At 67.6% G+C, this 23,573-nt stretch carries 23 protein-coding genes; 9 read left to right on the forward strand and 14 right to left on the reverse strand.

Annotation, left to right across the window (positions count from 1 at the left end; all coding sequences use genetic code 11):
- Positions 1-27 precede the first annotated feature (27 nt).
- The 4 genes from R4823_RS23505 to R4823_RS23520 form a co-directional block, all read right to left on the reverse strand.
- Positions 28-1,035, reverse strand: coding sequence for a protocatechuate 3,4-dioxygenase (locus tag R4823_RS23505; protein ID WP_087841708.1), 1,008 nt, complete (start codon positions 1,033-1,035; stop codon positions 28-30).
- Positions 1,036-1,080: 45 nt separating this feature from the next.
- Positions 1,081-2,139: a GTP-binding protein gene (locus tag R4823_RS23510; RefSeq protein WP_087841764.1), complete on the reverse strand. Its 1,059-nt coding sequence runs from the start codon at positions 2,137-2,139 to the stop codon at positions 1,081-1,083.
- Positions 2,140-2,188: 49 nt separating this feature from the next.
- Positions 2,189-3,196, reverse strand: coding sequence for an amidohydrolase family protein (locus R4823_RS23515; protein ID WP_087841709.1), 1,008 nt, complete (start codon positions 3,194-3,196; stop codon positions 2,189-2,191).
- A gap of 95 nt (positions 3,197-3,291) precedes the next feature.
- A complete protein-coding gene (locus tag R4823_RS23520) occupies positions 3,292-4,560 on the reverse strand; it encodes an aromatic ring-hydroxylating dioxygenase subunit alpha (protein WP_087841710.1) in 1,269 nt (422 codons plus the stop codon).
- A gap of 142 nt (positions 4,561-4,702) precedes the next feature.
- Between R4823_RS23520 and R4823_RS23525 the strand changes: the two genes are divergently transcribed.
- Together R4823_RS23525 and R4823_RS23530 are read left to right on the forward strand one after the other, a co-directional pair.
- Positions 4,703-5,449 (forward strand): FCD domain-containing protein, encoded by a 747-nt coding sequence (locus R4823_RS23525; protein ID WP_087841711.1) that lies wholly within the window; start codon positions 4,703-4,705, stop codon positions 5,447-5,449.
- Between the two features lie 163 nt (positions 5,450-5,612).
- Positions 5,613-6,608, forward strand: coding sequence for a tripartite tricarboxylate transporter substrate-binding protein (locus tag R4823_RS23530; protein ID WP_165963329.1), 996 nt, complete (start codon positions 5,613-5,615; stop codon positions 6,606-6,608).
- A 23-nt stretch (positions 6,609-6,631) separates the two neighbouring features.
- Here R4823_RS23530 and R4823_RS23535 read toward each other — a convergent pair whose 3' ends face one another.
- Positions 6,632-6,784 (reverse strand): hypothetical protein, encoded by a 153-nt coding sequence (locus R4823_RS23535; protein ID WP_165963328.1) that lies wholly within the window; start codon positions 6,782-6,784, stop codon positions 6,632-6,634.
- A 343-nt stretch (positions 6,785-7,127) separates the two neighbouring features.
- Here R4823_RS23535 and R4823_RS23540 point away from each other — a divergent pair, with 343 nt between their 5' ends.
- The 3 genes from R4823_RS23540 (at position 7,128) to R4823_RS23550 (ending at position 9,688) form a co-directional block, all read left to right on the forward strand.
- Positions 7,128-8,405: an aromatic ring-hydroxylating dioxygenase subunit alpha gene (locus tag R4823_RS23540; RefSeq protein WP_087841713.1), complete on the forward strand. Its 1,278-nt coding sequence runs from the start codon at positions 7,128-7,130 to the stop codon at positions 8,403-8,405.
- Positions 8,406-8,628: 223 nt separating this feature from the next.
- Positions 8,629-8,880 carry a hypothetical protein gene (locus tag R4823_RS23545; RefSeq protein WP_132980550.1) on the forward strand — a complete coding sequence of 84 codons (252 nt, stop codon included), beginning with the start codon at positions 8,629-8,631 and terminating at the stop codon, positions 8,878-8,880.
- Positions 8,881-8,935: 55 nt separating this feature from the next.
- Entirely contained in the window at positions 8,936-9,688 is a 753-nt protein-coding gene (locus R4823_RS23550) for a FadR/GntR family transcriptional regulator (protein ID WP_338616254.1), read from the forward strand.
- A gap of 40 nt (positions 9,689-9,728) precedes the next feature.
- Here the strand turns inward: R4823_RS23550 and R4823_RS23555 are convergent, their stop codons facing one another.
- Complete coding sequence (locus tag R4823_RS23555) at positions 9,729-10,703, reverse strand: tripartite tricarboxylate transporter substrate binding protein (RefSeq protein WP_165963326.1); 975 nt, start codon at positions 10,701-10,703, stop codon at positions 9,729-9,731.
- 49 nt (positions 10,704-10,752) lie between these two features.
- Complete coding sequence (locus R4823_RS23560) at positions 10,753-11,823, reverse strand: enolase C-terminal domain-like protein (RefSeq protein WP_165963325.1); 1,071 nt, start codon at positions 11,821-11,823, stop codon at positions 10,753-10,755.
- A 133-nt stretch (positions 11,824-11,956) separates the two neighbouring features.
- Here R4823_RS23560 and R4823_RS23565 point away from each other — a divergent pair, with 133 nt between their 5' ends.
- Positions 11,957-12,919: a LysR substrate-binding domain-containing protein gene (locus tag R4823_RS23565; protein ID WP_165963324.1), complete on the forward strand. Its 963-nt coding sequence runs from the start codon at positions 11,957-11,959 to the stop codon at positions 12,917-12,919.
- Positions 12,920-12,925: 6 nt separating this feature from the next.
- Here the strand turns inward: R4823_RS23565 and R4823_RS23570 are convergent, their stop codons facing one another.
- Entirely contained in the window at positions 12,926-13,243 is a 318-nt protein-coding gene (locus tag R4823_RS23570) for a YciI family protein (protein WP_087841719.1), read from the reverse strand.
- A gap of 167 nt (positions 13,244-13,410) precedes the next feature.
- Here R4823_RS23570 and R4823_RS23575 point away from each other — a divergent pair, with 167 nt between their 5' ends.
- Positions 13,411-13,881, forward strand: coding sequence for a RidA family protein (locus R4823_RS23575; protein WP_087841720.1), 471 nt, complete (start codon positions 13,411-13,413; stop codon positions 13,879-13,881).
- 209 nt (positions 13,882-14,090) lie between these two features.
- Here R4823_RS23575 and secA read toward each other — a convergent pair whose 3' ends face one another.
- The 4 genes from secA to R4823_RS23595 all read right to left on the reverse strand — a co-directional run bounded on the left by secA (position 14,091) and on the right by R4823_RS23595 (position 19,839).
- The gene (secA, locus tag R4823_RS23580; RefSeq protein ID WP_132980546.1) at positions 14,091-16,835 is read right to left on the reverse strand and encodes a preprotein translocase subunit SecA; all 2,745 of its coding nucleotides are present in this window, start codon (positions 16,833-16,835) and stop codon (positions 14,091-14,093) included.
- Between the two features lie 198 nt (positions 16,836-17,033).
- Positions 17,034-17,996: a tripartite tricarboxylate transporter substrate binding protein gene (locus R4823_RS23585; RefSeq protein ID WP_132980545.1), complete on the reverse strand. Its 963-nt coding sequence runs from the start codon at positions 17,994-17,996 to the stop codon at positions 17,034-17,036.
- 77 nt (positions 17,997-18,073) lie between these two features.
- Entirely contained in the window at positions 18,074-18,955 is an 882-nt protein-coding gene (locus R4823_RS23590; protein WP_132980544.1) for a phosphate ABC transporter substrate-binding protein, read from the reverse strand.
- A complete protein-coding gene (locus tag R4823_RS23595) occupies positions 18,955-19,839 on the reverse strand; it encodes an amidohydrolase family protein (protein WP_087841724.1) in 885 nt (294 codons plus the stop codon). Before R4823_RS23595 ends, R4823_RS23590 begins: the two co-directional genes overlap by 1 nt.
- Before the next feature lie 112 nt (positions 19,840-19,951).
- Here R4823_RS23595 and R4823_RS23600 point away from each other — a divergent pair, with 112 nt between their 5' ends.
- Positions 19,952-20,968, forward strand: coding sequence for a LysR substrate-binding domain-containing protein (locus tag R4823_RS23600; protein ID WP_165963323.1), 1,017 nt, complete (start codon positions 19,952-19,954; stop codon positions 20,966-20,968).
- A gap of 17 nt (positions 20,969-20,985) precedes the next feature.
- Here R4823_RS23600 and R4823_RS23605 read toward each other — a convergent pair whose 3' ends face one another.
- Positions 20,986-21,942 (reverse strand): M23 family metallopeptidase, encoded by a 957-nt coding sequence (locus R4823_RS23605; RefSeq protein ID WP_087841726.1) that lies wholly within the window; start codon positions 21,940-21,942, stop codon positions 20,986-20,988.
- A gap of 82 nt (positions 21,943-22,024) precedes the next feature.
- Between R4823_RS23605 and R4823_RS23610 the strand changes: the two genes are divergently transcribed.
- On the forward strand, positions 22,025-22,513 hold the full coding sequence (locus R4823_RS23610) for a DciA family protein (RefSeq protein ID WP_338616257.1): 489 nt from the start codon (positions 22,025-22,027) through the stop codon (positions 22,511-22,513).
- 41 nt (positions 22,514-22,554) lie between these two features.
- On the opposite strand, the gene lpxC is transcribed toward R4823_RS23610, so the two are convergent.
- Positions 22,555-23,478: a UDP-3-O-acyl-N-acetylglucosamine deacetylase gene (gene lpxC / locus R4823_RS23615; protein ID WP_087841727.1), complete on the reverse strand. Its 924-nt coding sequence runs from the start codon at positions 23,476-23,478 to the stop codon at positions 22,555-22,557.
- Positions 23,479-23,573: the final 95 nt, after the last annotated feature.

A 23,573-nucleotide genomic window follows, 5' to 3' on the forward strand; every position in this document is an offset into this window, starting at 1 on the left:
TTGCATTCCCTCGGTTCTTGCGCCGCGTCATTGCCACGACGCGAAGGCCATGCCGCTGCCCGTCCCGGCCTCGGTCCGGTAGCACGGCACGTAGTCGATCACTTCCATCCTGCGGCCCAGGTCGTTCATGGCCGCCACCAGCGGATACCAGCTCTTGATCTCGCAGGTATTGCCCTCGAAATGCGACTCGGGCACGGCGGCCAGCGCCGCCTCGTCGCCCCGGCGCATGGCGTCCAGGATCCGGCGGTCCAGTTCTTCGTCCACGACGAAATGGGTGAAGCCGCCCGAGGCCACGATGGCCACCCGCAGATCGGACGGCAGCGCCGCGATGCCCTTGGCCAGCGCATGCCCCATCTGCAGGCAGCGCCGCGTGAGCGGCCGGTTGGGCGGCACGCCCACGTTGGTGAAGACGGGCACCGACGGCGGCGGCGCATCTTCCATGATGCGGCGGTAGATGAAGCCGAAGGCGTGGGGAATGCCGTGCTGGCGATCCGCGCCGCCGGGCAGCCGGTACGACACCGCCACATCGAAGGACTCGGCCACCAAGGCCTGCACCAGGCTCTCAGCGGTCCGCCTGTCGCCCGGATAGATCGCGCCCCCTGGCGGGCAGTGGCCTTCCTCGGCCACCGCGACGCCGGGCGGCAGGCGCCGGACCTGCTCTTCGGACAAGGGGGTGTTGGGAATCTCGTCGCCGGCATAGACGGTAAAGCCGGCGGTCAGGTCCTCGCGGAAGACCTCGCGCTGGTCGTTGCCCAGGATGATGGCCACGTCCGGCCGCGCGGCGCGGAACCGCCGCGCCATCTCGTCCAGCGCCCGCTGGCAGGCGTCGTGGCGCAGTTGCCGCTGCGGCAGGCTGGCCTCGTCGTGGAAGCCCGGCTGCCGTTCCGCCAGCAGCGTGGCGTAGTCCATCTGCCTGCCGCGATACCAATGCCGCTTGTTCTCGCGATCGGCGCCCGCGCGCAGGTCCCACATGTCCGGCGGCGTCGCCAGCAAGGGGCCGTGCGAGCACGCCAGCGCGCATACTACCTCAGCCATTTCCGTCTCCTTGGATCACGGCGTGCGTTCGATTCGTTGTCATGGTCAGTCCTCGGCCATGGCCAGGGCGAGCGCATCGGCGATCACCTCCCGGTCCAGGCCCTTGGTGATGAACACCAGGCGGGAATCGCGATCCTGGTCAGGCCACCGCGCGAGCGTGACGGGATCGTGGAACAGATGCTGTACCGCGTGCACGGCGACCGGCGCGCTTTCGCCCCTGAGGTTCAACAGGCCCTTCATCCGCAACAGGGCATCGCCATGGAAATAGGCCAGCCCGCCCAGCCAGGCGCTGACGCGTTCCCAGTCCAGGGGCTGCTGGAAACGGAAGGCGTGCGTGCGTATGCCGGCGTCGTGCCGGCCCGCCCTGCCCGCATGCTCGCAATCCGGGCCGCAGACGTGACGCATGACACCGGCCAGGTAACCGTCCGGCTCCGGTTCATCGCCGGTATCGGCCGCGCGGTGCCGAGGCAGCGCGCCCACTTCGAACAGGCGCGCCGGGTCCACCTCGCCACGGTCGGCACGCACCACGTCGGCTCCGGGATTCAGGCGCGCCAACCGCCCCAGCAGGGCCTCGGTCCGCGCCTCGTCCACCAGGTCGGTCTTGGTCAGTACCAGGCGGTCCGCCACCGCCGCCTGCTTCACGGATTCGGGCTGGCGGTCGAGCTGGGCCTCCGCGTTGACGGCATCGATGGTCGAGATGACGCTGTCCAGCGCATACAGCTGGCGGACATCGGCGTGCCTGAGCAGCGAATGAATGATGGGCGCGGGATCGGCCAGCCCGGTGGTCTCGATCACGACCCGGCGAAAGGCCGGGATCTCGCCCCGCTCGCGCTTGTCGTGCAGCTCGCGCAGCGTGGCGGCCAGGTCGTCGCGTATCGTGCAGCAGACACAGCCGCTGGCCAGCAGCACGGCCTCGCCGCTGACCGCCTCGACCAGATGATGGTCCAGGCCGATCTCGCCGAACTCGTTGATGATGACCGCGGTGTCGGCCATGCCCGGATGGCGGATCAGGCGGCCCAGCAGCGTGGTCTTGCCGCTGCCCAGGAAGCCCGTCAGCAGCGATACGGGGGTGCGCAGCGCGGGCGCATTGGCGGTCGTGCTCATGTCCGTCCCTTCGGGCACGGGGCGCGCCGGCGGCGCCCCGTCCTGGTTCCTACTGCCGCAGCTTGAAGACCTTGCGGGCGTTGTCCTCGAAGATCTTCTTCTTGTCGGCCGCGCTCAGCCAGTCGAAGCCCTCGATCAGCGGCTTGACGTCGTCCATCGAGCGGCCCGTGGCCGGATCGACCGACGACCCCACGCCGGGGCACTCCGTGCCGAACAGGCAGCGGTCCACGCCCACCGTCTTGATCAGCAGGCGCAGCGCTTCCTCGGTATACAGCACCGTGTCGAAGTAGAGCTTTTCCAGGCGATCGGTGAAGCGGTCGCCCTCGGGCCGCCGCAGCGAGGGCGCCTGGAAGCGGCCCAGCTGGTAGGGGATGGCGCCGCCGCCGTGGCTGACCACCACCTTCAGGTCGGGGAAATCCTTGTAGACGTTGGAGTTCAGCAGGCCGAATACCGCCACCGTCTCTTCGTTGATGAAGTGCAGCGAATAGGGCACGCGCTCGGAACGCGATCCCGTGCCGTGGATGTGCGCCGGCACGTCCAGTTCGCACAGCTTCTCGTACAGCGGATACCAGTAGCGGTCGCCCAGCGGCGGCGCTTCTTCCGAACCGTTCTCGAACGGATCGGGGTTCAACAGACAGCCGCCGAAACCCAGTTCTCGGATGCAGCGCTCCAGTTCGGGCAGCACCCGCTCGATCGGCTCGCCCGCCACCTGGGGCAGGCCCGCCACGCCGGCGAAGGTCTCCGGAAAAAGCTGGGTCTGCCGGTAGATGATGTTGTTGCACTCCTCGGTGAACCAGTCGATGATCCGCGCCGGACGCTCGGACTGCATCAGCTGGAAAGGACGGGGCGACACCAGCTGCAGGTCCGTGCCGTGTTTCTTCAGGTAGTCCAGGTGCCCCATCGGCCAGGTCTCGGCCTTGTTGGCGGCGGCCCGGATCTCGTCGTCCGTGACTTTCACCTTGCCGCGGCCGTGGCTGCCGCGGCTGGCGAGCAGGCTCGCCTTGTAGGCCCACAGTTCCGTGGGCGCGCTTACGTGGGCATGGCAATCGATGATCATGGGTGGGTCTCCTCCAACCTCGCTATAACACTCATACAGTATTATACATATCCGCCGCATTTGGACCAGTCCCGGCCCTTGCGGCGCGGAGGGACTCAGTGGCCTCCGTCATCCTCCAGTCCCATGGCCTGGCGATACGCCCGCGCCACCGGTTCGGGCTGTCCGGCCTGGAAGACATAGTCGTGCAGGTGCCGGCCGAACACCGGATGGGCCTTCAGTTCCGCCAGCGGCAGTCCGCCGGTCAGGATCTCGCGAAAGGCAAGGGGCAGTTCCACCCGGTGATTCCTGTCCGGATCGCGCATCACTCCCTTGGGGTCCGCGCCTGCCGCCACAGCGTCCAGTTCCTCGAAGAACTTCTTGCGGATCATGGTGATGCCCCGGTCGCTGGCGCTCAGGTTCTCCAGGCTGCGGTCCGCGATCCGCCCCTGCCCCACCCATGCCACGAAGTCCTGGTTCATCACGTGCGACGAGATCCAGTCGCCGCGCTCGTCGCGGATGGGGCCGTGCCAGGTGGGAATGGAGGGCTGCACATACGGTTCGCTTTCCCGGGGAACGCGGGTGTAGGACCAGCACACGCTCAGCGTGTTCTCGTCGTCGATGGGCACGCGCCACTCGAAGTGGTCCCCCAGGAACACCGCGTTGGGCCACAGGCAGACGCGCCCGACCGCCCACAGCGGGTCCTCTTTCCTGCCGTTGCCCCGGACCCGCCGGTACAGGAAGCCATGCTCGAACTCGTCGAAGCCGACCTCCTTGTGCACGGGCGAATAGGGTTGCAGCACCCCCTGCTGGCGCAGGCTCCAGTTGTTGTGCATCCACTCGAAGTGCACCGGATCGATGGAGTTCTCCTGGCACTGGAACCAGTTGCAGGGGATTTCCGACAGCACGATCTGGCGAAAGCCGTTGGGCCACGAAAAGGCCTCCCAGTCGGGCAGGAGCGGCGCCGGGGCCGGTCCCATGTAGGCCCACAGCAGACCGGCCTTTTCCTGGACGGGATAGGCCGTGATCCGGATGCGGTCCTTCATGCGCGCCTCGGGATGGGCAACGTCCTCGTAGGGTTGCTCCAGGCATGCGCCGTCCGCGCCGAAGCGCCAGCCGTGATAGTTGCAGCGCAGGCCCTCGGACTCCGGGAAACCGTAGGCCAGGTCCGCCCGGCGGTGCGGGCAATGGCGATCGACCAGCCCCCATCTGCCTTCCAGGTCGCGATAAAGCACCAGGTCTTCGCCGAACAAGCGCACGGCCTTGGTTGCGCGGCTGTCGAACTCCGTGACGCCCGCGACCGGCATCCAGTAGCGCCGCAGCAGTTCCCCCATCGGCGTGCCCCGCCCCACGCGGGTCAGCAACTCGTTCTTTTCTTGGTTCAGCATGATCAGCCAGTGTCTAAGGATAGAAAGGAAGAGCGCGAGGCTCCATGCCTATATATATTATATATCATACTTAAACCAAGCAAGGCACGGCACCCTATAATGCGATCCACCGCCGTCACGCTTTGCCCTCAAAGGATCAGGATTGGTCAGCAAGCCTCTTTCTTCGCCCCCCTCGTGGGCAGCCGTCCCCAACGCCACGCTGTCGGGCGGCATCGTGGCGCAGATACGGGCGGCGGTCCTGAACCGGGAAATCGTCGCCGGACAGTTCCTGGGCAGCGAAGCCGCGCTGTCCGAGCAGTTCGGCGTCAGCCGCATGGCGGCGCGCGACGCCCTGCGCACGCTGGAAGGGCTGGGCATCGTCGAGATCCGCATGGGCGCCCGCGGCGGCGTCTGGGTCGCCCAAGGCAACCCGGACCGGCTGGCCGACGCGCTGGCCATCCACCTCAAGCTCATCGGCATCACCTCGGGCGAAGTGTTCGACGCGCAGATGGCGATCGAGGAAATGGCCGCCCGGCTGGCGGCGGAACGGCGCGACGAGGCCGACCTGGAACATCTGCGCGGCGTGTTGGCCGAGCTGTCCTCGCTGAAAGGCGAGCTCGACCGCTTCGCCGATGCATCCATGCGCTTTCACGAAGCCATCGTGCGCGCGTCCCACAGCCGCATCCTGCTTGCGCAGTTCCACGCGCTGAGTTTCGTGCTCGAACCGGTGCTGCGCCCCAACCTCACTTCGGCATCGGCGGTCCGCATCGTGCGCCACCACAAACTGCTGCTCGAGGCCATCGAGTCCGCCGACGGCGTGGAAGCGGCCAGGCTGATGCGGGAACGGTTGGCCTACCAGCGCGCCAGGACGCTGTCCCAGGAAGCGGACACCGCCTCGCGCGCGGACTGACGCCCCTCCCCCTCGAGTCCTGCTCCGCCCGCTGTCCTGACCCGGGACGGCGGGCGGAGCCGCGTGCGCTCATGCTTTTCTCTTGTCTAATTTCATATATATTATATATTATAGATAGAGTCCGGCACGTAGAAAGCCGGCCCACCCCAGCATGGAGACAGCCATGGTTCACGCGTTCCCGTTCTCAGCCGGACTGCCGCTTGCGGTCGGGCTGCTCGTCTGTTGCACCGGCGTCCAGGCGCAGCCCGACCCGGCCGCCTCGTCGCCCTACCCCCGCCGCGCGGTCAAGATCGTCGTTCCCTACAGTCCGGGCACCAGCGCGGACGCCATCGCCCGGCGCGCGGCCGAACAACTGTCGCAACGACTGGGCCAGAACACCTATGTCGAGAACCGGTCGGGCGCCAGCGGCATCATCGGCACGGCCTACGCCGCCGGTGCCGCGCCGGACGGCCATACGCTCATGGTCGGCCCCACCACGCTGGTCATCACGCCCGCCTTTCGCCCCACGCCCTACGATCCGGTCAAGAGCTTCGTGCCCGTGGGCCAGATCGCCGAAAGCGCCCAGGTCGTCATCACCGGCGCGAACACACCAGCCGGCAACTTCAAGGAACTGGTGGCCCTGCTCAAGGCCCGCCCCGACGATGCGTCCTATGCCTCGCCGGGCATCGCCTCCACCGCCCACCTGTACACGACCGTGCTGCAGAACATGGTGGGGGTGAAGATGCGCCACATACCCGCCGGCGGCCTGAACAGCGCGATCATGGACGTGGTCCAGGGCAGCGTGACCATGATGATCGCCCCGATCGAGGCGGCGCGGCCGCTGGTGGCCTCGGGCAAGCTCAAGGCCATCGCCCAGACGGGCGCGGCGCGCTCGCCCCTGATGGCCGACGTGCCCACGCTGGAGGAACTGGGCTATCCCGGCTATCGGCTGGCGGTCTGGGTCGGGCTGTACGCGCCGGCGGGAACCCCGGAGCCTGTCGTGGCGCGGCTCAACCGCGAGCTGAAAGCCATCTTCGACGCGCCGGCCATGCGCACCGCGCTGGCCGATACGGGCTTCAACGTGGTGCTGGGCTCGCCCGAGGACCTGGGCCGGCTCACCCGCGCCGAATTCGACCGCTGGAAACAGGTCATCAAGACCGAAGGCATCAGCCCGGAATAACCCGCGGCACGGTGGGACACCCGTCAGGCCGCGCGGGCCGCGGACACCCGGGCCGGCTCGCCCTGTCCGGGCGCGCCGCGATGGATGAACGCGGGCGACATGTCGGCGAAACGGCGGCAGCCGATCTGCGCCAGCGTGGTCCGGACTTCGTCGGCCAGCACCGGCAGCGTTCCCACCGCCTCCCGGACCGCGCGCGAGGCATCGCCAGCTCACGCCGCCGCGCCACTGAGCCTTCATGAAGGCGGCCACCCGGTGGATGTCGCCCCCTTCCACGTAGCGCGCATAGAGTCCCACTTGACCAACTCGCGCATCATGCCGCCCTGGTCGAGCATCTCCTGCGCCCAATGGATCTCGCCATTGCGCGAACCGCGCTTGCCGTCCTGGAAGGCCTTCGCTTTGTCTTGACACGAACACCCAAACACGCATACTGTATGTTAAATAGCAGACTTAATTCACCAACAATGAACGACTTGCAGGCAGACCCGCATGGTTGTCGCCGGATGCCGAGGGAGACGACACATGCTTAGCGAAGCGAAGAACCGTCAATTGACTCGGGTGGGGCCCGGCACCCCCATGGGGGAACTGCTACGGCGCTATTGGCACCCGATCGCGGCGGTCAGCGAATTCGACAAGATGGAGACCAAGCCCGTCCGGCTGCTGGGCGAAGATCTCGTGCTGTACAAGGACCTGGGCGGCAACTTCGGCCTGATCGACCGGCGCTGCGCCCACCGGCGGGCGGACCTGTCCTATGGCTTCGTCGAGCAATCGGGCCTTCGCTGCAACTACCACGGCTGGCTGTTCGACCGCGACGGCCGCTGTACCGAGCAACCCTACGAGGACATCGCGGCGCCCCATGCCCGCATGAAGGAACGCCTGCGCATCACCGCCTATCCGGTGGAACAGAAGGCCGGCATGCTGTGGGCCTATCTCGGCCCGCCGCCCGCGCCGCTGGTTCCCAACTGGGAACCCTTCACCTGGAAGAACGGCTTCGCCCAGATCGTCATCTCCGAGATTCCCTGCAACTGGCTGCAGTGCCAGGAGAACTCCATCGACCCCGTGCACTTCGAATGGATGCACTCGAACTGGAGCATTCGCCTCAAGGGCGAGACCGGCCCTTACGCGCCCACGCACATCAAGGTGGATTTCGAGGAATTCGACTACGGCATCATCTACAAGCGGCTGCGCGAAGACACCAGCGAGCGCCATCCCCTGTGGACCGTCGGCCGCGTCTGCCTGTGGCCACAGGCGTTCTGCCTGGGCGACCACATCGAATGGCGGATCCCCATCGACGACGAGAACACGCTCAGCATCGCCTGGGCCTTCTCGCGCGTTCCCAAGGAACAGGAGCCCTATGAACAAGGGCCCATCCCGGCCTGGCACGGCCCCGTGGTGGATCCCGACACCGGCCGCTGGATCTCCAGCCACGTCATGAACCAGGATTTCGTGGCCTGGGTCGGGCAAGGCACCATCGCCGATCGCACCAAGGAAAACCTGGCCTCCAGCGACCGCGGCATCGCCATGCTGCGCAAGCGCTTCGGCGAGGACATGGACGCCGTGGCGGATGGACGCGATCCCAGCGGGCTGATCCGCGACCCGGCCGTGAACGAATGCGTCGAGCTGCCCATAGCCGGACGCCATCTGTTCACCGAGGGCCTGACCCGTGAACAACTGCTGGCGCATCCCATACTGGGCAAGCACCTGGCCGACTATCCGTTCCAGGCCGGACAGCCGGACGAGGTCAAGGCCGCCTACCGCGCAGCGATGGGCCTGCGCGACGAGGACGTGCAGGCGCACTAGCTCCGCGCGTAAGCCAGGACAACCCGGCATGGCCGGGTTTTTCTTCGTTGACACCCCCTCTTTTACTTATACAGTATGCGTAATTAGACCGGATCATCGCCGTAACGGCAAGCGCCCGCGCGTGCGCCGCCTGTACGACGCGGGCTCACGCCTTGGCTTCCGGGGTACGGAAGCGCTGGGCAACGGCTAGAGCGCGCACTTCGTCATCGAAGGCGGCTTCAACATGGACAATGGCGGCAACATCGATCCCAACGGCAGGCCAAACACGTCGACCGGGTCGGATTGGGTCTCCAGCGGCTTCGGCGTGCAGAGCGGTGGCATAGGGCGCGGCATGGCGGTGGGCGTGGTCCGCGTGAACGACACCGTCAGGTACATCTCGCCGCGGCTGTTCGGCCTGTTCGAGGTCATCGTCGGAGCGTCCACCACCAAGCCATTTGCTCGTTTTCTGGTAAGAGGCAGGGGCCCGAGGTCATGAGAGCGGATATAATTGCTCATACAGTCTGCGACTTATGAACGGTGGAACAGAAAAAATGGCACGTACCAGAGCCGATCTACCAGTATGGCGCGCCGGACGCACCGAATCCACGGCCATGCGCGTTGAAAAACAGATCAAGGAAGCCGTGCTGGACGGCAAGCTGCAACCCGGCGATTTCCTGGGTTCCGAGAACGATCTGGCCGAGCAGTTCCAGGTCAGCCGCCTGCCCATCCGCGAAGCCATGGGGCGGCTGCAAGCGCTCGGCGTGGTGGACGTGCGCACGGGCGCCGGCGGCGGCACCCGCATCGCCAACGGCAACGATGCGCCGGTGGTCGAAGCCCTGGCCATCCAGCTCAAGCTGATCGGCGTCGGTTCGGACGAGGTCTTCGACGCTCAACTCATCATCGAGGCCAGCGCCGCCGAACTCGCGGCCAAGCTGGCGAACGCCGACGACATCGCCAAGATGGAAGCGTGCCTGGCGCGGGTCGAGGAGTTGGTGTCCTCGCCGGAGGACTTCACGCCGGAGAAACTGACCACCGCCTCGCTGGCCTTCCACCAGTCCATCGTCGACGCCTCGCACAACCAGTTCCTGTCGTCGATCATGAAGGCGATCTCGTACGTGCTGTACCGCTCGGTCAATCCATACACGACACCAGCGGTGGGCAAGCGGCTGGTGCAGCGGCACCGCAAGATGCTGGCGGCCATCGTGGCGCGCGACTGCGAACTGGCCAGGCAACTGCTGACCGACCACGTGGCCAAGGTCCGCGCCAAGCACGGCGCCGCGGACAAGAACGCGCCCGGCAACTGACCGCGTCCCGGGTGGCCCGCGCGGGCCACCGGCCTCGGCCCTAGTCCACCTGGATGTTGCGCGCCTTGATCAGCCGCGCCCAGCGCGCCTGTTCGTCGCGCATCAGCGTGGTCATCTGCGCAGGCTGGTTCAAGGCGGGAACCGAACCGATCTCCTTCAGGTTCTCGATCATGGCCGGATCGGCCAACACCCGCGCGATGCCCGCGTGGATGGCCTGCACCTTGTCGGCGGCCATGCCGGCGGGCGCCAGCACGCCGAACCAGCTCACGCCGTCCACCCCCGGATAGCCCTGCTCGGCAATGGTGGGGATCTCGGGCGCCGATGGACTGCGCTCCGTGCCCACCAGCCCCAGGGCCTTCACCTTCCCCCCCTTGAGCAGCGGAAGCGCCGCCGGCAGGTCGACGAACACGCCGGCGATCTGGCCCCCCATGACGTCGGTCAGCGCGGGAGCCACGCCCTTGTAGGGCACGTGGACGAAGTTGCCACGCGTGGCGTCCTTCATCAGCTCCATGTACAGGTGCGTGATGTTGCCCGTTCCGGCCGAACCGATGGGAACGGGATTCGCGGACTGGCGGGCGTAGGCGACGAATTCCTTCATGTCGCTGGCCGGAAGCTGCTTGCCCACCAGCAATGCGGTGCCATTGGCCACCACCCGGCCGATCGGGCTGAGGTCCTTCAGCGGATCGTAGTTCAGGTCCTTGTACAGGACGGGGCTGATGGTCAGCATGCCCGAGGTCGCGAACAGCAGCGTGCCGCCGTCGGGCACGGCCTTGGCCACCGCCTGCACGCCGATCGCGCCATTGGCGCCGGGACGGTTGTCGACGATCACGGTCGCTTCCAATTGCGGGCCCAGGCGCTCGGAGAGCTTGCGCGCGATCAGGTCGGCCGGACCGCCGGGCGAGAACGGCACGACCATGCGGATCTGGCGCGGCAGGGGCTGGGCGGCGGCGTTGCCGGCCAATGTCGCGGCCAGCAGGAACAACGCGGACCGCAGGACGGGGCGACGGGCAAGCATGGGGAATTCCATGGACGTTCCTTGAAGAAAAATGTGCGGACGGACGCGCTCAGGACGCGCGGCGGACGACGCCCACGCCCGGGCCTTCCGGGACATGGAGATGGCCGTCCACCACCTTCAGGCCCTCGAACGGATCGTTCAGCAGCTTCTGGAACTCGGCCAGTTCGCAGGCATAGGTGATGTTGGGCAGCGCCACGGCCAGGTGCAGGGCATGGGCAGCCAGCAGCTGGCTGCCGACGTTGGCGCCCATCCGGCACCCCAGGTGCGCCACCTCGCAGATGCGCGCGGCCGTCTGCACGGCCCGCAGCCCGCCCATCTTGGGCACCTTGAGGCTGACCGCGTTGATCGAGCGGCTCGCGGCCAGGCGGTAGGTCGACGAGGCGTCGTAGGCGCTCTCGTCGGCCTCGATGGCGATGCTGGAGGCGCGCGTGACTTCCTGCAGGCCGTCCAGGTCGTCGGCCCGCACCGGCTGCTCGATGATGTCCACGTCGAACTCGACGGCCCGCTGCGCGAACACGACGGCATCCTTGGCGCGATAGGACTGGTTGGGGTCGGCCACCAGCCGCACGGCGTCGCCCACCTGGCGCCGCACGGCGCGCAACCGCTCGATGTCCTCGCGCACGGAGCCGCCCACCTTGAGCTTCAGGTGGCGGTAGCCCTGGTCCACCAGGCGCTGTGCGCGCTCGGCCATCTCGGGCGGCGTCTTCAGGCCCAGCATGCGGCAGATCGCGATACGGTCGGTGGTCTTGCCGCCCAGCAGCTCGTACAGCGGCACGCCCAAGAGGCGCGCCTTCAGGTCGTGCAGCGCGCAATCGATGGCGGCCTTGGCGGGGTTGTTGCCCACCAGCGCCGCCTGTACGCGCACCAGATTGGCCTCGATCGCCATCGCGTCCTGGCCGACCAGCGCCGGACAGATGCGCTGCAAGGCGCCCTCCACCCCCAGCGCGGTCGCGGCCAGGTGCGGAAAGGCCGCGGCATAGCCCCAGCCTCGCGTGCCGTCCTCGGCCGTCAGCGTCAGGACGACGGCATCGTTGGTCGGATAGGCCTGGCCCGCGAACTTCCAGTTGGGATCTTCGTCGGGCAGGCTCAGGTGTTCGAGGGAAAATGCGGTGATCTTCAACGGCTTCTCCGGCATGGCAGGGATGCGGCCACTCTATCAGCGGCCCGAGCGTGCGATCATTCGCATTCAGGCGGCCGGGCAAACCAAATGGTTATGGGCCGGCCGTCCTCTTCTTCCCGCCATCGGGGTTTACATGGAAGCCGAGCGATCGATCGAGCGCGTGCTGACCACCCAGGTCAAGCTGCGCCACCTGCTGATGTTCAAGACCGTGGCCGAATGCGGCGCCCTGTCGCGCGCGGCGGAAACGCTGCACATGTCGCAGCCCGCGGTATCCAAGACCATCCACGAACTGGAGACGCTGCTGGGCGAGCGGCTGCTGGACCGCACCGCCAAGGGTGTCGTGCCCACCGTGTTCGGCAGCCACGTGCTGCGCTATGCCCATTCGCTGCACGCCGAGCTCAAGCGCGCGGCCGATGAACTGACCGCCCTGCGCCAGGGCTCGGCCGGCAAGCTGGCGATAGGCAGCTACATGGTGGCGCTGCCCACGCTGCTGCCGCGCGCGCTGTCGCTGTTCTTCGCCGGCGGCGACGCCACGCGCGTGTCGGTGGTGGACGGCAGCAAGGAAAGGCTGCTGAGCGGACTGCAGGCCGGCGAGATCGACATCGTCGTGGGCCGCATGTCCGAGCAGGACGGCCATGGGCAGATCCGGCAGATCCCCCTGTACTTCGAACCCATCGTGCTGGTGGCGGGACGCCAGAACCCGCTGGCGGGCAAGGCCGCGCCCACGCCAGCCGACCTGGCTGCGCAGGAATGGGTCATGCCGCACGCGAGCAGCGTGGCGCGCACGCCCATCCACCTGTTCTTCGCCCGCGAGGGGCTGGACCTGCCCGCCCGCATCGTCGAGACCCTGTCGTTCCCGCTGATACGCGCCCTGCTGCTGCAGCGGGACATCGTGGCCGCGCTGCCGTGGCAGATCGTCCGGGCCGACATCGAGCAGGGTGTCCTGGCCAAGCTGCCGGTGGACATCGGCTATCCCGCCCTGCCCGTGGGCATCATCACCCACGCCCACAACAATCTGTCGGCCGCCGCGCTGCGCATGGTGGACAGCCTCAAGCAGGCCGCCGGCGAGCTCTACCACCGCCCGCCCGCGGCCTGATGCCGGTCAGTTGCCCTCGGCGGTGGCGGGCGCGGCCGCCGGGTTCCATTGTCCGCGCCGCATGCGCGAGATCTTCACGCTCTTGAACAGGCCGGCCTTGCGGAACGGCTCGTCGCGCGAGAACGCCTCCGCCTCGGCCAGGCTGCCCACGTTCAGGATCAATACGCTGCCGGTGCGCCCCACGCCGTCCTCGGCCAGCATGGCGCCGCCCAGCACCAGCCTGGATTCGAACCTGGCCAGGTACTCCAGATGCGCGGGCTTGACCCGCTTGCGGATCTCCGCCGCGCCGTCGTCCCGGTCTTCCTGGTAGATGATGTACAGCATGCGCGCTCCTTGTCGAAACGGCCATGATACGGAGCCGCCGGCCGCTGCCGCATTCCAGTTTCGCCCGCGGTTCCAACCGCATGGTTATGGCCGCGGCGCGAAAAATCAGCCCGCCCCATGGGCCGGGACGGGACAATGGCGGCCTTCGCCATCACCGGGAGCCACCCATGCCAAGTTCCATCGACGCCCGCCTGTCGGCCCTGGGCATCATCCTGCCGCCCGCGCCCGCGGCCCGCGCCGCGCGCATCCGCATGGCGCGCAAGCTGGGCAACCTGCTGTTCGTCTCGGGCCAGTTGCCCAGCGTGAACGGCGAACTGCGCCACGTCGGCCGCGTGGGCGACACCCTGGACCTGGCCCAGGCCCAGCAGGCCGCGCGCGCCAGCGCGCTGAACGTATTGGCCCAGGCCCGCGCCGCCCTGCCCAACGGCCTGGACGACATCGTGTCGGTAGTGAACCTGCGCGGCTTCGTTGCCGCCACGCCCGACTTCGTCCGCATCGCCGAGGTGGTCAACGGCGCCTCGGACCTGATGGTGGAGGTATTCGGGGAAGCCGGCGCCCATACGCGCACGGCCGTGGGCGTGAGCAGCATGCCGCACGGCGTGGTGGTCGAGATCGAGGCGATGTTCGAGGTGGTGTAACCCCCCCTACGCGCTTACGCGCGCCCCCCAGGGGGCGAAACCGGCGGACTGGCGGAGCCAGATCCGCGGTTTCCTGGGTCTAGGGAAAACTATCTTGGATAGAAGCACGGTTGCTACCGCTGGCAGCCAGTGATAGCCGCGTAGCGGCTGGGGGCTCACCATTCTGGGCCCGCGCAAGCGGATAGGGGGTGGGCTTCCCTAGAAGCTGGCTACGCCAGCTTCCCATGGCATTGCTTGTACTTCTTGCCGCTGCCGCAGGGGCAGGGATCGTTGCGGCCCACCTTGGGCAGTACGTTGCGCACGGGTTCCTGTCCGGATCCCGCGGCGGCGTTGGCGGCGGCCAGGGCTTCGTCGTAGTCGGAATGGTGGTACTGCACGTTCTGCACGTGCGGCTGGGCGGCCTCCTGCTCGACCTGTTCCACCTGCTCGGCCGACTGCACGCGCACGGTCATCAGCACCTTGACGACGTCGTTGCGGATGCGGTCCAGCATGTTGGAGAACAGCTCGAAGGCTTCGCGCTTGTATTCCTGCTTGGGGTTCTTCTGGGCGTAGCCGCGCAGATGGATGCCCTGGCGCAGGTGGTCCAGCATGGCCAGGTGTTCGCGCCAGTGCGTGTCGATGGACTGCAGCAGGATGGAGCGCTCGAACTGGCCCCACATCTCGGTGCCCACCAGGGTCACCTTGGCGTCGTAGGCATCGGCCGCGGCCTTCAGCACGCGCTCGAGCAGGTCGTCGTCGGTCAGGTTGGGCTCGGCTTCCAGCATGCCGGCCAGCGGCAGCTCGACCTGCCACTCGAGTTCGAGCGTCTTCTGCAGGCCCGGCACGTCCCATTGTTCCTCGACGGAGTCTTCCGGCACGTAGCCGCGGAACACCTCGGTGAAGGTGGCCTCGCGCAGGCCGGCGACCACGTCGGCGATGGATTCGGCCTCCAGGACCTCATTGCGCTGGGTGTAGATGACCTTGCGCTGGTCGTTGGCGACGTCGTCGTACTCCAGCAGCTGCTTGCGGATGTCGAAGTTGCGGGCCTCGACCTTGCGCTGGGCCGACTCGATGGAGCGGGTGACCATGCCGGCCTCGATGGGCTCGCCCTCGGGCAGCTTGAGGCGCTCCATGATGGCGCGCACGCGGTCGCCCGCGAAGATGCGCATCAGCGAGTCTTCCAGCGACAGGTAGAAACGCGACGAACCCGGATCGCCCTGGCGGCCGGCGCGGCCGCGCAGCTGATTGTCGATACGGCGCGACTCGTGGCGCTCGGTGCCGATGATGCGCAGGCCGCCGGCGGCCTTGACCTGCTCGTTCAGCGGCTTCCATTCATCGCGCACGCGGGCGATGCGGATTTCCTTCTCGGCCTCGGACAGCGAGTCGTCGGCGCGGATCAGGTCGACCTGCTTGTCGACGCTGCCGCCGAGCACGATGTCGGTGCCGCGGCCCGCCATGTTGGTGGCGATGGTGATATGGCCGGGCTTGCCGGCCTCGGCCACGATCTCGGCTTCGCGCGCGTGCTGCTTGGCGTTGAGCACCTCGTGCTTGAGGCCCGCCTTCACCAGCATGGCCGACAGCAGCTCGGAGTTCTCGATGCTGGTGGTACCCACCAGCACCGGCTGGCCGCGCTTCTGGCAGTCCCGGATGTCTTCCAGGATGGCGTTGTACTTTTCCTGGTCGGTCTTGAAAACCTGGTCGTTCTGGTCGACGCGGATCATGGGCCGGTTGGTCGGCATGATCACGGTCTCCAGGCGATAGATTTCCTGGAACTCGTAGGCTTCGGTGTCGGCCGTGCCGGTCATGCCGGCCAGCTTCTCGTACATCCGGAAGTAGTTCTGGAAGGTGATCGAGGCCAGCGTCTGGTTCTCGTTCTGGATCTTCACGCCTTCCTTGGCCTCGACCGCCTGGTGCAGGCCGTCGGACCAGCGGCGGCCCACCATCAGGCGGCCGGTGAACTCGTCGACGATGACCACTTCGTTGTTCTGCACGACGTAGTGCTGGTCGCGGAAGAACAGGTTGTGCGCCCGCAGCGCCGCCATCAGGTGGTGCATCAGGCTGATGTGGCGCGGCTCGTACAGCGACTCGCCCTCGGGCAGCAGGCCCTGGCGCTCCAGGATCTGCTCGGCCTTCTCGTGGCCGGCCTCGGACAGGTAGACCTGGTGGCTTTTCTCGTCCACCCAGAAGTCGCCCTCGGGCTCGGGCTCGTTGGACTTGGGCTCGGACGCCATCCGGGTCAGCAGCGGCGGCACCGCGTTCATCCGGATGTACATCTCGGTATGGTCTTCGGCCTGGCCCGAGATGATCAGCGGCGTACGCGCCTCGTCGATCAGGATGGAGTCGACCTCGTCGACCACCGCGTAGAACAGCGCGCGCTGGCGGCGGTCCTCCACGCGGTATTCCATGTTGTCGCGCAGGTAGTCGAAGCCGAATTCGTTGTTGGTGCCGTAGGTGATGTCGGCCTGGTAGGCCTCTTTCTTTTCCTCGTTGGGCTGCTGGGACACGACCACGCCCACCGTCAGGCCCAGGAAGCGGTACAGCCGGCCCATCCAGCCGGCGTCGCGCTGGGCCAGGTAGTCGTTGACGGTGACCACGTGCACGCCCTTGCCGGCCAGCGCGTTCAGGTAGACCGGCAGCGTGGCCACCAGCGTCTTGCCTTCGCCCGTGCGCATTTCGGCGATCCGGCCGGTATGCAGCACGATCCCGCCCAGCAGCTGGACGTCGAAGTGGCGCATGCCCAGCACCCGCTTGCCGCCTTCGCGCACGACGGCGAAGGCCTCGGGCAGCAGGTCGTCCAGCGATTCGCCGTTCTGGTAGCGTTGCTTGAACTCTTGCGTGCGGGCCGCGAGTTGCTCGTCGCTGAGTGCGGCGGTCTGGGACTCCAGCGCGTTGATGCGAGCGACCAACTTGCCGTACTGCTTCAGCAGCCGGTCATTGCGGCTGCCGAAAATTTTCTTGAGCAGAGAGGAAACCATGCGCGATATTTGCAAGCAACCGGGGCCGGGCCGTGGCCTGGCATCCCAGCCGGGATAGGGGATAAGCCAGCCAGTTTAGCACCGTGGGAGGACCTTGAATCGCGCGCTCCGTCCGCATGGACATCCCCGCCCGGCCGCCGCCCCCGGCGGCTGGCCCGGCCCGGGAGCGGCGCCCGCCCCCGCCGGGACCGGTCCGGGTCAATCCCGGGTGAGTCTGGCCTCCTTGACGATGCGGGCCATCAACTGCCTGTCCTGGGCGAACAGTTTCGCAAATTCATCGACGCTCATGGCGTCCGGCGCCACGCCCTGGGTGGCCAGGCGCTCCTTGATGACCGGCATCTCCAGCACCTTCGCCACCGCGGCGTTGATGCGCTGGACCACCGGCGCGGGCGTGGCGGCGGGCGCCAGCAGGCCGAACCAGGACTCGAACACGTAGGAAGGCAGGCCCGCCTGGGCGATGGGCGGCACGTTGGGCAGCAGCGGCGAGGCCTGGCGCGACGTCACCCCGATGATGCGCAGCCGTGGGTCCTGCAGGTAGGCGCCGACGCCGGCATTGGGCACGATCACGGCGTGCGCCCGCCCACCGGCCACGTCGTTGGCCGCTTCCTGGGTGGATTTGTAGGGGATGTGCAGCATGTCCAGCCCGGCCGTGCTCAGGAAATAGGCCATGGCCAGGTGGGTGGAGCTGCCGATGCCGGCCGAGCCGTAGTTCAGCTCGCCCGGGCGCTTTTTGGCATAAGCGATGAATTCGGCCACGTTCCTGGCCGGCAGCGCGCTGCTGATCATCAGCACGTAGCTCTGGGTGCCGATGTTGGCCACCGGCGTGAAATCCTTGACCGGGTCATAGTGGGGCTTGGCGCCCAGTTCCGCCGTGACGAAATGGCTGGACGCGGCCATGAGCAGCGTACGCCCGTCCGGGTCGGCGCGCCCGACGTTGGACGTGCCGATGGCCCCGCCCGCGCCGGGCCGGCTTTCGATGATGATGGTCTGGCCCAGCTGCTGGCCCAGTTCCTGGTAGAAGGTGCGTGCCAGCAGTTCCCGGGCCCCGCCGGCCGCGAACGGCACGACGATGCGCGAGACCTGGCCGCCCACCTGGGCCTGCGCGGGAAGCGTGGGAACGGCGGCCGCCACGCAGGCGGCCAGGATTGCGAACCATTTCATGTTGTCTCCTGGGAATGAGGGCGGCGGTCCCCGCCGCCGCGATAGTCTTTACGGGCCGGCCCCATGGCCGGCGCCGGTCACAGCACACGGGTCACGTCGTCGAACAGCTCGTCGACGGCATAGCGGCGCGGTATCAGCTTCTGGTCGTAGGCGTAATGGATGATCAGCTCCAGCGCATGGCGGCTGGGTTCCACACCGAACGGCGTCAGATCCGGCGCGCCGGCGTCCCGCCGGGCCGCGGCCTTGCTTTCCTGCAGCAGGCGGTAGACTTCGCGGACCACATCCGGACGCGTCTCGCACAATTTCCGGTCCACGGCCACCATATGGTTGATGGGCACCATGGCGTGCCGGGCGCCCCACGCAGCGGCGGCCGCATGGGGGTCGGGCAGCACCGGCGCCAGGCGAGGATCGTCGGGCAGGTCGGTGCCGATGATGGCGGCATCCAGTTCCCCCGCCAGCAGCATCTCCACCATGTTCCGGCCTTCGGCCCGCGTCACTCCCGGCGGATCCGGAAACTCGGCCAGGTGCCCGTCCTCGAACGTCACCCAACGTATTCCATTCAGATCCACCCCGTAGTCGTCGGCCAGGATGCCCCGCACCCAGGCGACCGTGGTCTGGGCGTAGGCCCGGATCCCGATGCGCTTGCCGGCCAGCTCCGCCACCCGCAGGCGGCCGCGCTCGACGTTGTGGACCAGGCAGTGGTGCTGGTAGCGGCCCGCCCCCACCACGGCCGGCATCAGCACCAGGGGCTTGCCGTAGGCCTTGGCCTGCAGGAAGGTCACCAGCGCCAGCTCCGCCACGTCGAAGGCGCCTTCGCGCACCACGCGCTTGAACGCCCGGTTGGCGGTCTTGACCGGGTCGAACTCGAAACCGACCAGCGGCGAAGCGATCTCGCCCCGCTTCAGGGCCAGCGTGTTGGGATAATCGCCCAGCAGGGTGCGCAGCGTCGTCGGACCCATCACGCGCCCCTTGCCGATGCGGCGTCCAGCTCGGGATACAGTGCCCGGGCCGTGCGATGGAAAATCCATTCCCGCTCTTCGCCCGACAGCGAGGCGGTGGCCTCCAGGGCTTCGCCCAGCAGGCTGGCCAGGCTGCCCGCCGACGCCGGGAAGTTCGATCCCCAGGCGATGCGGCGAACGCCGAACACGTCGATCGCGCGCCGCAGGAAGCTGGCCTGCGTGGCCGCCCCCTCGCGGGACTCCCGGACGTTGTGGGTGGTGAACTTGAGGAACAGGTTGGGATGCTCCGCCAGCGCGAACAGGCTGGCCGCCGCCGCATAGGGAGGACCGTCGTCCAGCCGGGGCCGGGCGAAGTGGTCCAGCAGCACCCGCACGCGCGGGAAGCGCCGCAGGATGTTTTCCAGTTGAGGCAAGCCATCGGCCCGCAGTTGCACGCACACGGGGATGTCCAGTGCCTGCGCCCGCTCCCAGGCGGGAAAGCCCAGCGGGTCGTCCAGCCGCGCCGCGTGGTCGGCGGCGGTGTGCCCGGCGATGAACACCCGCATGCCCTGCAACCCGCGGCCGTGCCAGTATGCGATGCGATCGGCGGCGTCAGGCTCGGACAAGCCGATCGAATAGACGCCGATGAAACGGTCCGGCCGAGCGGCGACCGAGTCCGCGACGTAGCTGCTGTCATGGCCATAGCAGGTGGAGGCCTGCACGAGCGCGACCTGCGCGATGCCTGCCTCGTCCATTGCGGCCAGCATGTCTTCGCGCGTGACCGGCCGCTCGCGCGACCAGTCCGATTGCCGGCCGGACAGCGGCGCTAGCGGATAGGCCCGCTGGTCCGCGGCGATGACGTGGGTATGTAGATCGATGATCGATGTCGGCTTGGGATGGGACACGGGGACTCCTGATCGAAGGCGCCCATCATGCCCGCATCAACATAAGCAAACCACTTAAAAATCTGGCGTTTATCATAAGCATCTACTTATGACACATCCGGAGAGATCCGCCATGGCGAGACTCGACTGGTACATCCGCGCCAACCTCAAGCCGCGCCACCTGCAATTGCTGGTGGCCCTGGACGAGCTGCGCAACCTGGGCAAGGTCGCGGCCAGCCTCAACATCACCCAGCCGGCGGTGTCGCTGGCGCTGTCCGAACTGGAGAAAGGCCTGGGCTTCAAGCTGTTCGACCGGACGGCCAGGGGCGTCCAGCCCAATGCCTACGGCGAATGCCTGATCCGCCAGGCCCGCGTGATGCTGAACACCCTGGCCCAGACTCGCGACGAACTGCGTGCGCTGCTGTCGGGCGCGTCCGGGCGGACGGCGCTGGGCGCGATGCCCGCCATGACCTCGGCCCTGGTCCCCCAGGCGCTGGCCGCCCTCAAGCGGGTCTCGCCCACGACCACGGTGCACGTGCAGGAAGGGTCGATGGATACGCTGCTGCCGCAATTGCGGCGAGGCCACCTGGACGTCCTGGTGGGCCGGCTGTCCAGTTGGCCGTCGGCCGACTTCGAGGAAGCGCCCCTGTTCGAGGGATCGAGCATGGTCGTGGTGGGCCGCCAGCACCCCTTGGCCGGGGTCTCGTCGCTGCACTGGCGCGACCTCGCCCCGTTCCCCTGGATCCTGCCGCCGGTGGCGTCCCTGCCCAGGGAACCCCTGGAGGCCGTCTTCCAGGAACACGACATTGCCATGCCCAGCGACTACATCGAAACCCTGTCGGTTCCGGTCATCGCCAACTATCTCCAGTCCACCCGGGCCGTCGGCCTCCTGTCCCGCGTCGCGGCCCGCTACTACAGCGACCTGGGCATGCTGGCCATTCTGCCCCTGGAACTCCCCGGCCTGCTGCGCCCCATCGGCCTGACCTGGAGCAAGCAGCGCGCGCTGTCCCCCGCCAGCGAACGCCTGATGCGCTGCCTGCGGGAGGTCTCTGTTGATTATGGTCCCCCCCCTACGCCCTTCGGGCGCCCCCCAGGGGGCGATGCGGGTGGACCGGCAAAGCCGGATCCACCGCATCCTGGGTCTGCGTAGGAGAGACCTCTCCCCCTCTAGTCCAGAGGTCCGGGGGCTGGGAGGGTGACGACCTTGGAGAACGGTTCGACCGGCTGTTTGCCGGGGCCGTGGGTCAGGAAGTTGTTGGGGTTGACCGCCACGCCGCCCAGCCGCACCTCGAAGTGCAGGTGCGAACCGGTGGAGCGGCCGGTGCTGCCGACGGCGGCGATGCGCTGGCCTCGCTTGACCAGGTCGCCCGGCTTGACCAGCAGCCGCGAGGCGTGGGCGTAGCGGGTGACGAGATCGTTGCCGTGGTCGATGTCTATCATGTAGCCGTAGCCGGCGTGGAATTCGGCCACCTGCACGACGCCGCCGGCCGCGGCCACGATGGGCGTGCCCGACGGCGCGGAGAAATCCACCCCTTCGTGCAGGGAACGCGTACCGGTGAAGGGATCGACGCGCCAGCCGAACGAGGAACCGTTGTACCCCTGCGTGACGGGCATGACGGTGGGCGTCATGGCCTTGCGCACGGACAGGGTTGTCAGCTGCGCGTCCAGGACGCTGAGGTAGTCGGAGCGCTCGGCCAATTGGGCTTCGAGATGATCGAGCTCGGAGCTGACGTCCTGGGGCGACATGGGCTGCGGCGATACCAGCAGCCCGCCGCGGCCCGGCACGCCCTTGGCGGAAAACGCCGGAGCCACGCCCGCCAGGCCGGCGACGCGCTCGCCCAGCGCGTCGAGCTGCATCAGCTTGGCCTGCATTTCACCCACGCGCTTGGCCAGCAGATTGATGTTCTCGCGCAGCACCGCCTGCTGGCGGGCTTCCTCGCGCGTACGCTCGGACAGGCCGGAGCCGCTCCATGGCCATGCGATGCCGGAAGCGGCGTAATTCAACAGTACGGCGCCAAGAATCAGGGCGGCACCGATTGCGGCGATCATCCCCGCGGCGAAACGGGGGGTTATGGTCAGCGTCCTCGCCTCGGACAGGCGCGGATGCACTATGATGATCTGCACGGAACGTGCCTCCTGGCGTGAGAGACGCGCCTTGCTCGGCGCCCCGTATCCTCTTGAATGTTCCCGAGACTCCAGGGAGTTCGTGATCGAAACTTTTCGTACCCGGCCCGCCGCGACCCTCCGGAAGCGGCGCAAGCCGCAGACCCATGCCGACCCCGCGCAGTACACCGCCACGCTGGCGTGCCTGGGCCGTGACGGCAAGGGCGCCAGCCTGCTGGGCACCGCCCGCCGTCTGCTGGACCTGGAACGCCAGGTCTGCGACGCCCTGCCCGCGCCCCTGGGCCCGTCCTGCCGCGTGCTGCGCTTCGAGGATGGCCAATTGACACTGGGCGTACCGGCCGCGGCCCATTCGGCCAAACTGCGCCAGTTGGCACCCCGGCTGGTGGCGGCCTTGGAAAAGCAAGGGTGGCAGGTTAACGGAATCGCCGTCCGCGTTCAAGCAACGCTTACCCGCCTGGAAGAGACCGAATTGTCCCGCCCCGCCCCCCGCGCCCCCGCGCGCCAGGCTACCGAGCTGGGCACCCAGGCCCTGGCCGAACTGAAAAAGAGGTTACCCCCCCCTACGCGCTGACGCGCGCCCCCTGGGGGGCGCCCGTAAGGGCGTAGGGGGGGTCACACGGTCACCCAGTCTTCGCGGAAGGCTTGGGGGGCGACCGACTTCGATTCGAAGGTGGCCAATTCCCAGGCCGAGCGGCGCTCCAGCAGGGCGCGCACGAGCTGGTTGTTCATGCCGTGGCCCGACTTGTGGGCCACGTAGCGGGCGATCAGGGGCTTGCCCACCAGGTAGAGGTCGCCGATGGCGTCCAGGATCTTGTGCTTGACGAACTCGTCGTCGTAGCGGAGTCCGTCGCTGTTCAGGACGCGGAATTCGTCCATCACGATGGCATTGTCCAGGCTGCCGCCGCGCGCCAGGCCCGCGGCGCGGAGGTTTTCCACGTCCTGCATGAACCCGAAGGTGCGGGCGCGCGCGATTTCCTTGATGTAGGAATGCTTGGCGAAGTCGATCTCGGCGAAATTCGACGTGGCATCGATGGCCGGATGGTGGAAATCGATGGAGAAGGCCAGCGAGAAGCCGTCGTAGGGTTCGAGCCTCGCCCACTTGGCGGCGGCGCCTTCGCCTTCTCGCACCTCGACGGGTTCCAGCACCCGGATGAATTCCTTGGCCGCGTTCTGTTCCTCGATGCCGGCCGATTGCAGCAGGAACACGAAGGTGCCCGCGCTGCCGTCCATGATGGGCACTTCCTCGGCCGTCAGGTCCACATGGAGGTTGTCGATGCCCAGGCCCGCGCAGGCGGACATCAGGTGTTCGACGGTGGAGACCCGCACGTCGCCCTTCTGCAGCACGGACGCCATGCGCGTGTCGCCGACGGACATCGCGGAAGCGGGCAGGTCGACCGGTTCAGCCAGGTCGATACGATGGAAGACGATGCCGGTATTGGGCGCCGCCGGACGCAGCGTGATCTCGACGCGCCGCCCGGAATGCAGACCGACTCCGGTGGTTCGAGTGACGCTTTTTATTGTGCGCTGGCAAAGCATGGCGGCTAGGAATCCGGGTTAATACTATATTGTAACGTTTCCGTGTTAGAGCGGGTGGCCCGCCACAGGTTCCGGGACGGCCGCGCACGCCCTGC

The organism is Pigmentiphaga sp. CHJ604 (genome assembly GCF_036972535.1).
In the GTDB taxonomy this organism is placed as follows: Bacteria; Pseudomonadota; Gammaproteobacteria; order Burkholderiales; family Burkholderiaceae_B; genus Pigmentiphaga; species Pigmentiphaga daeguensis.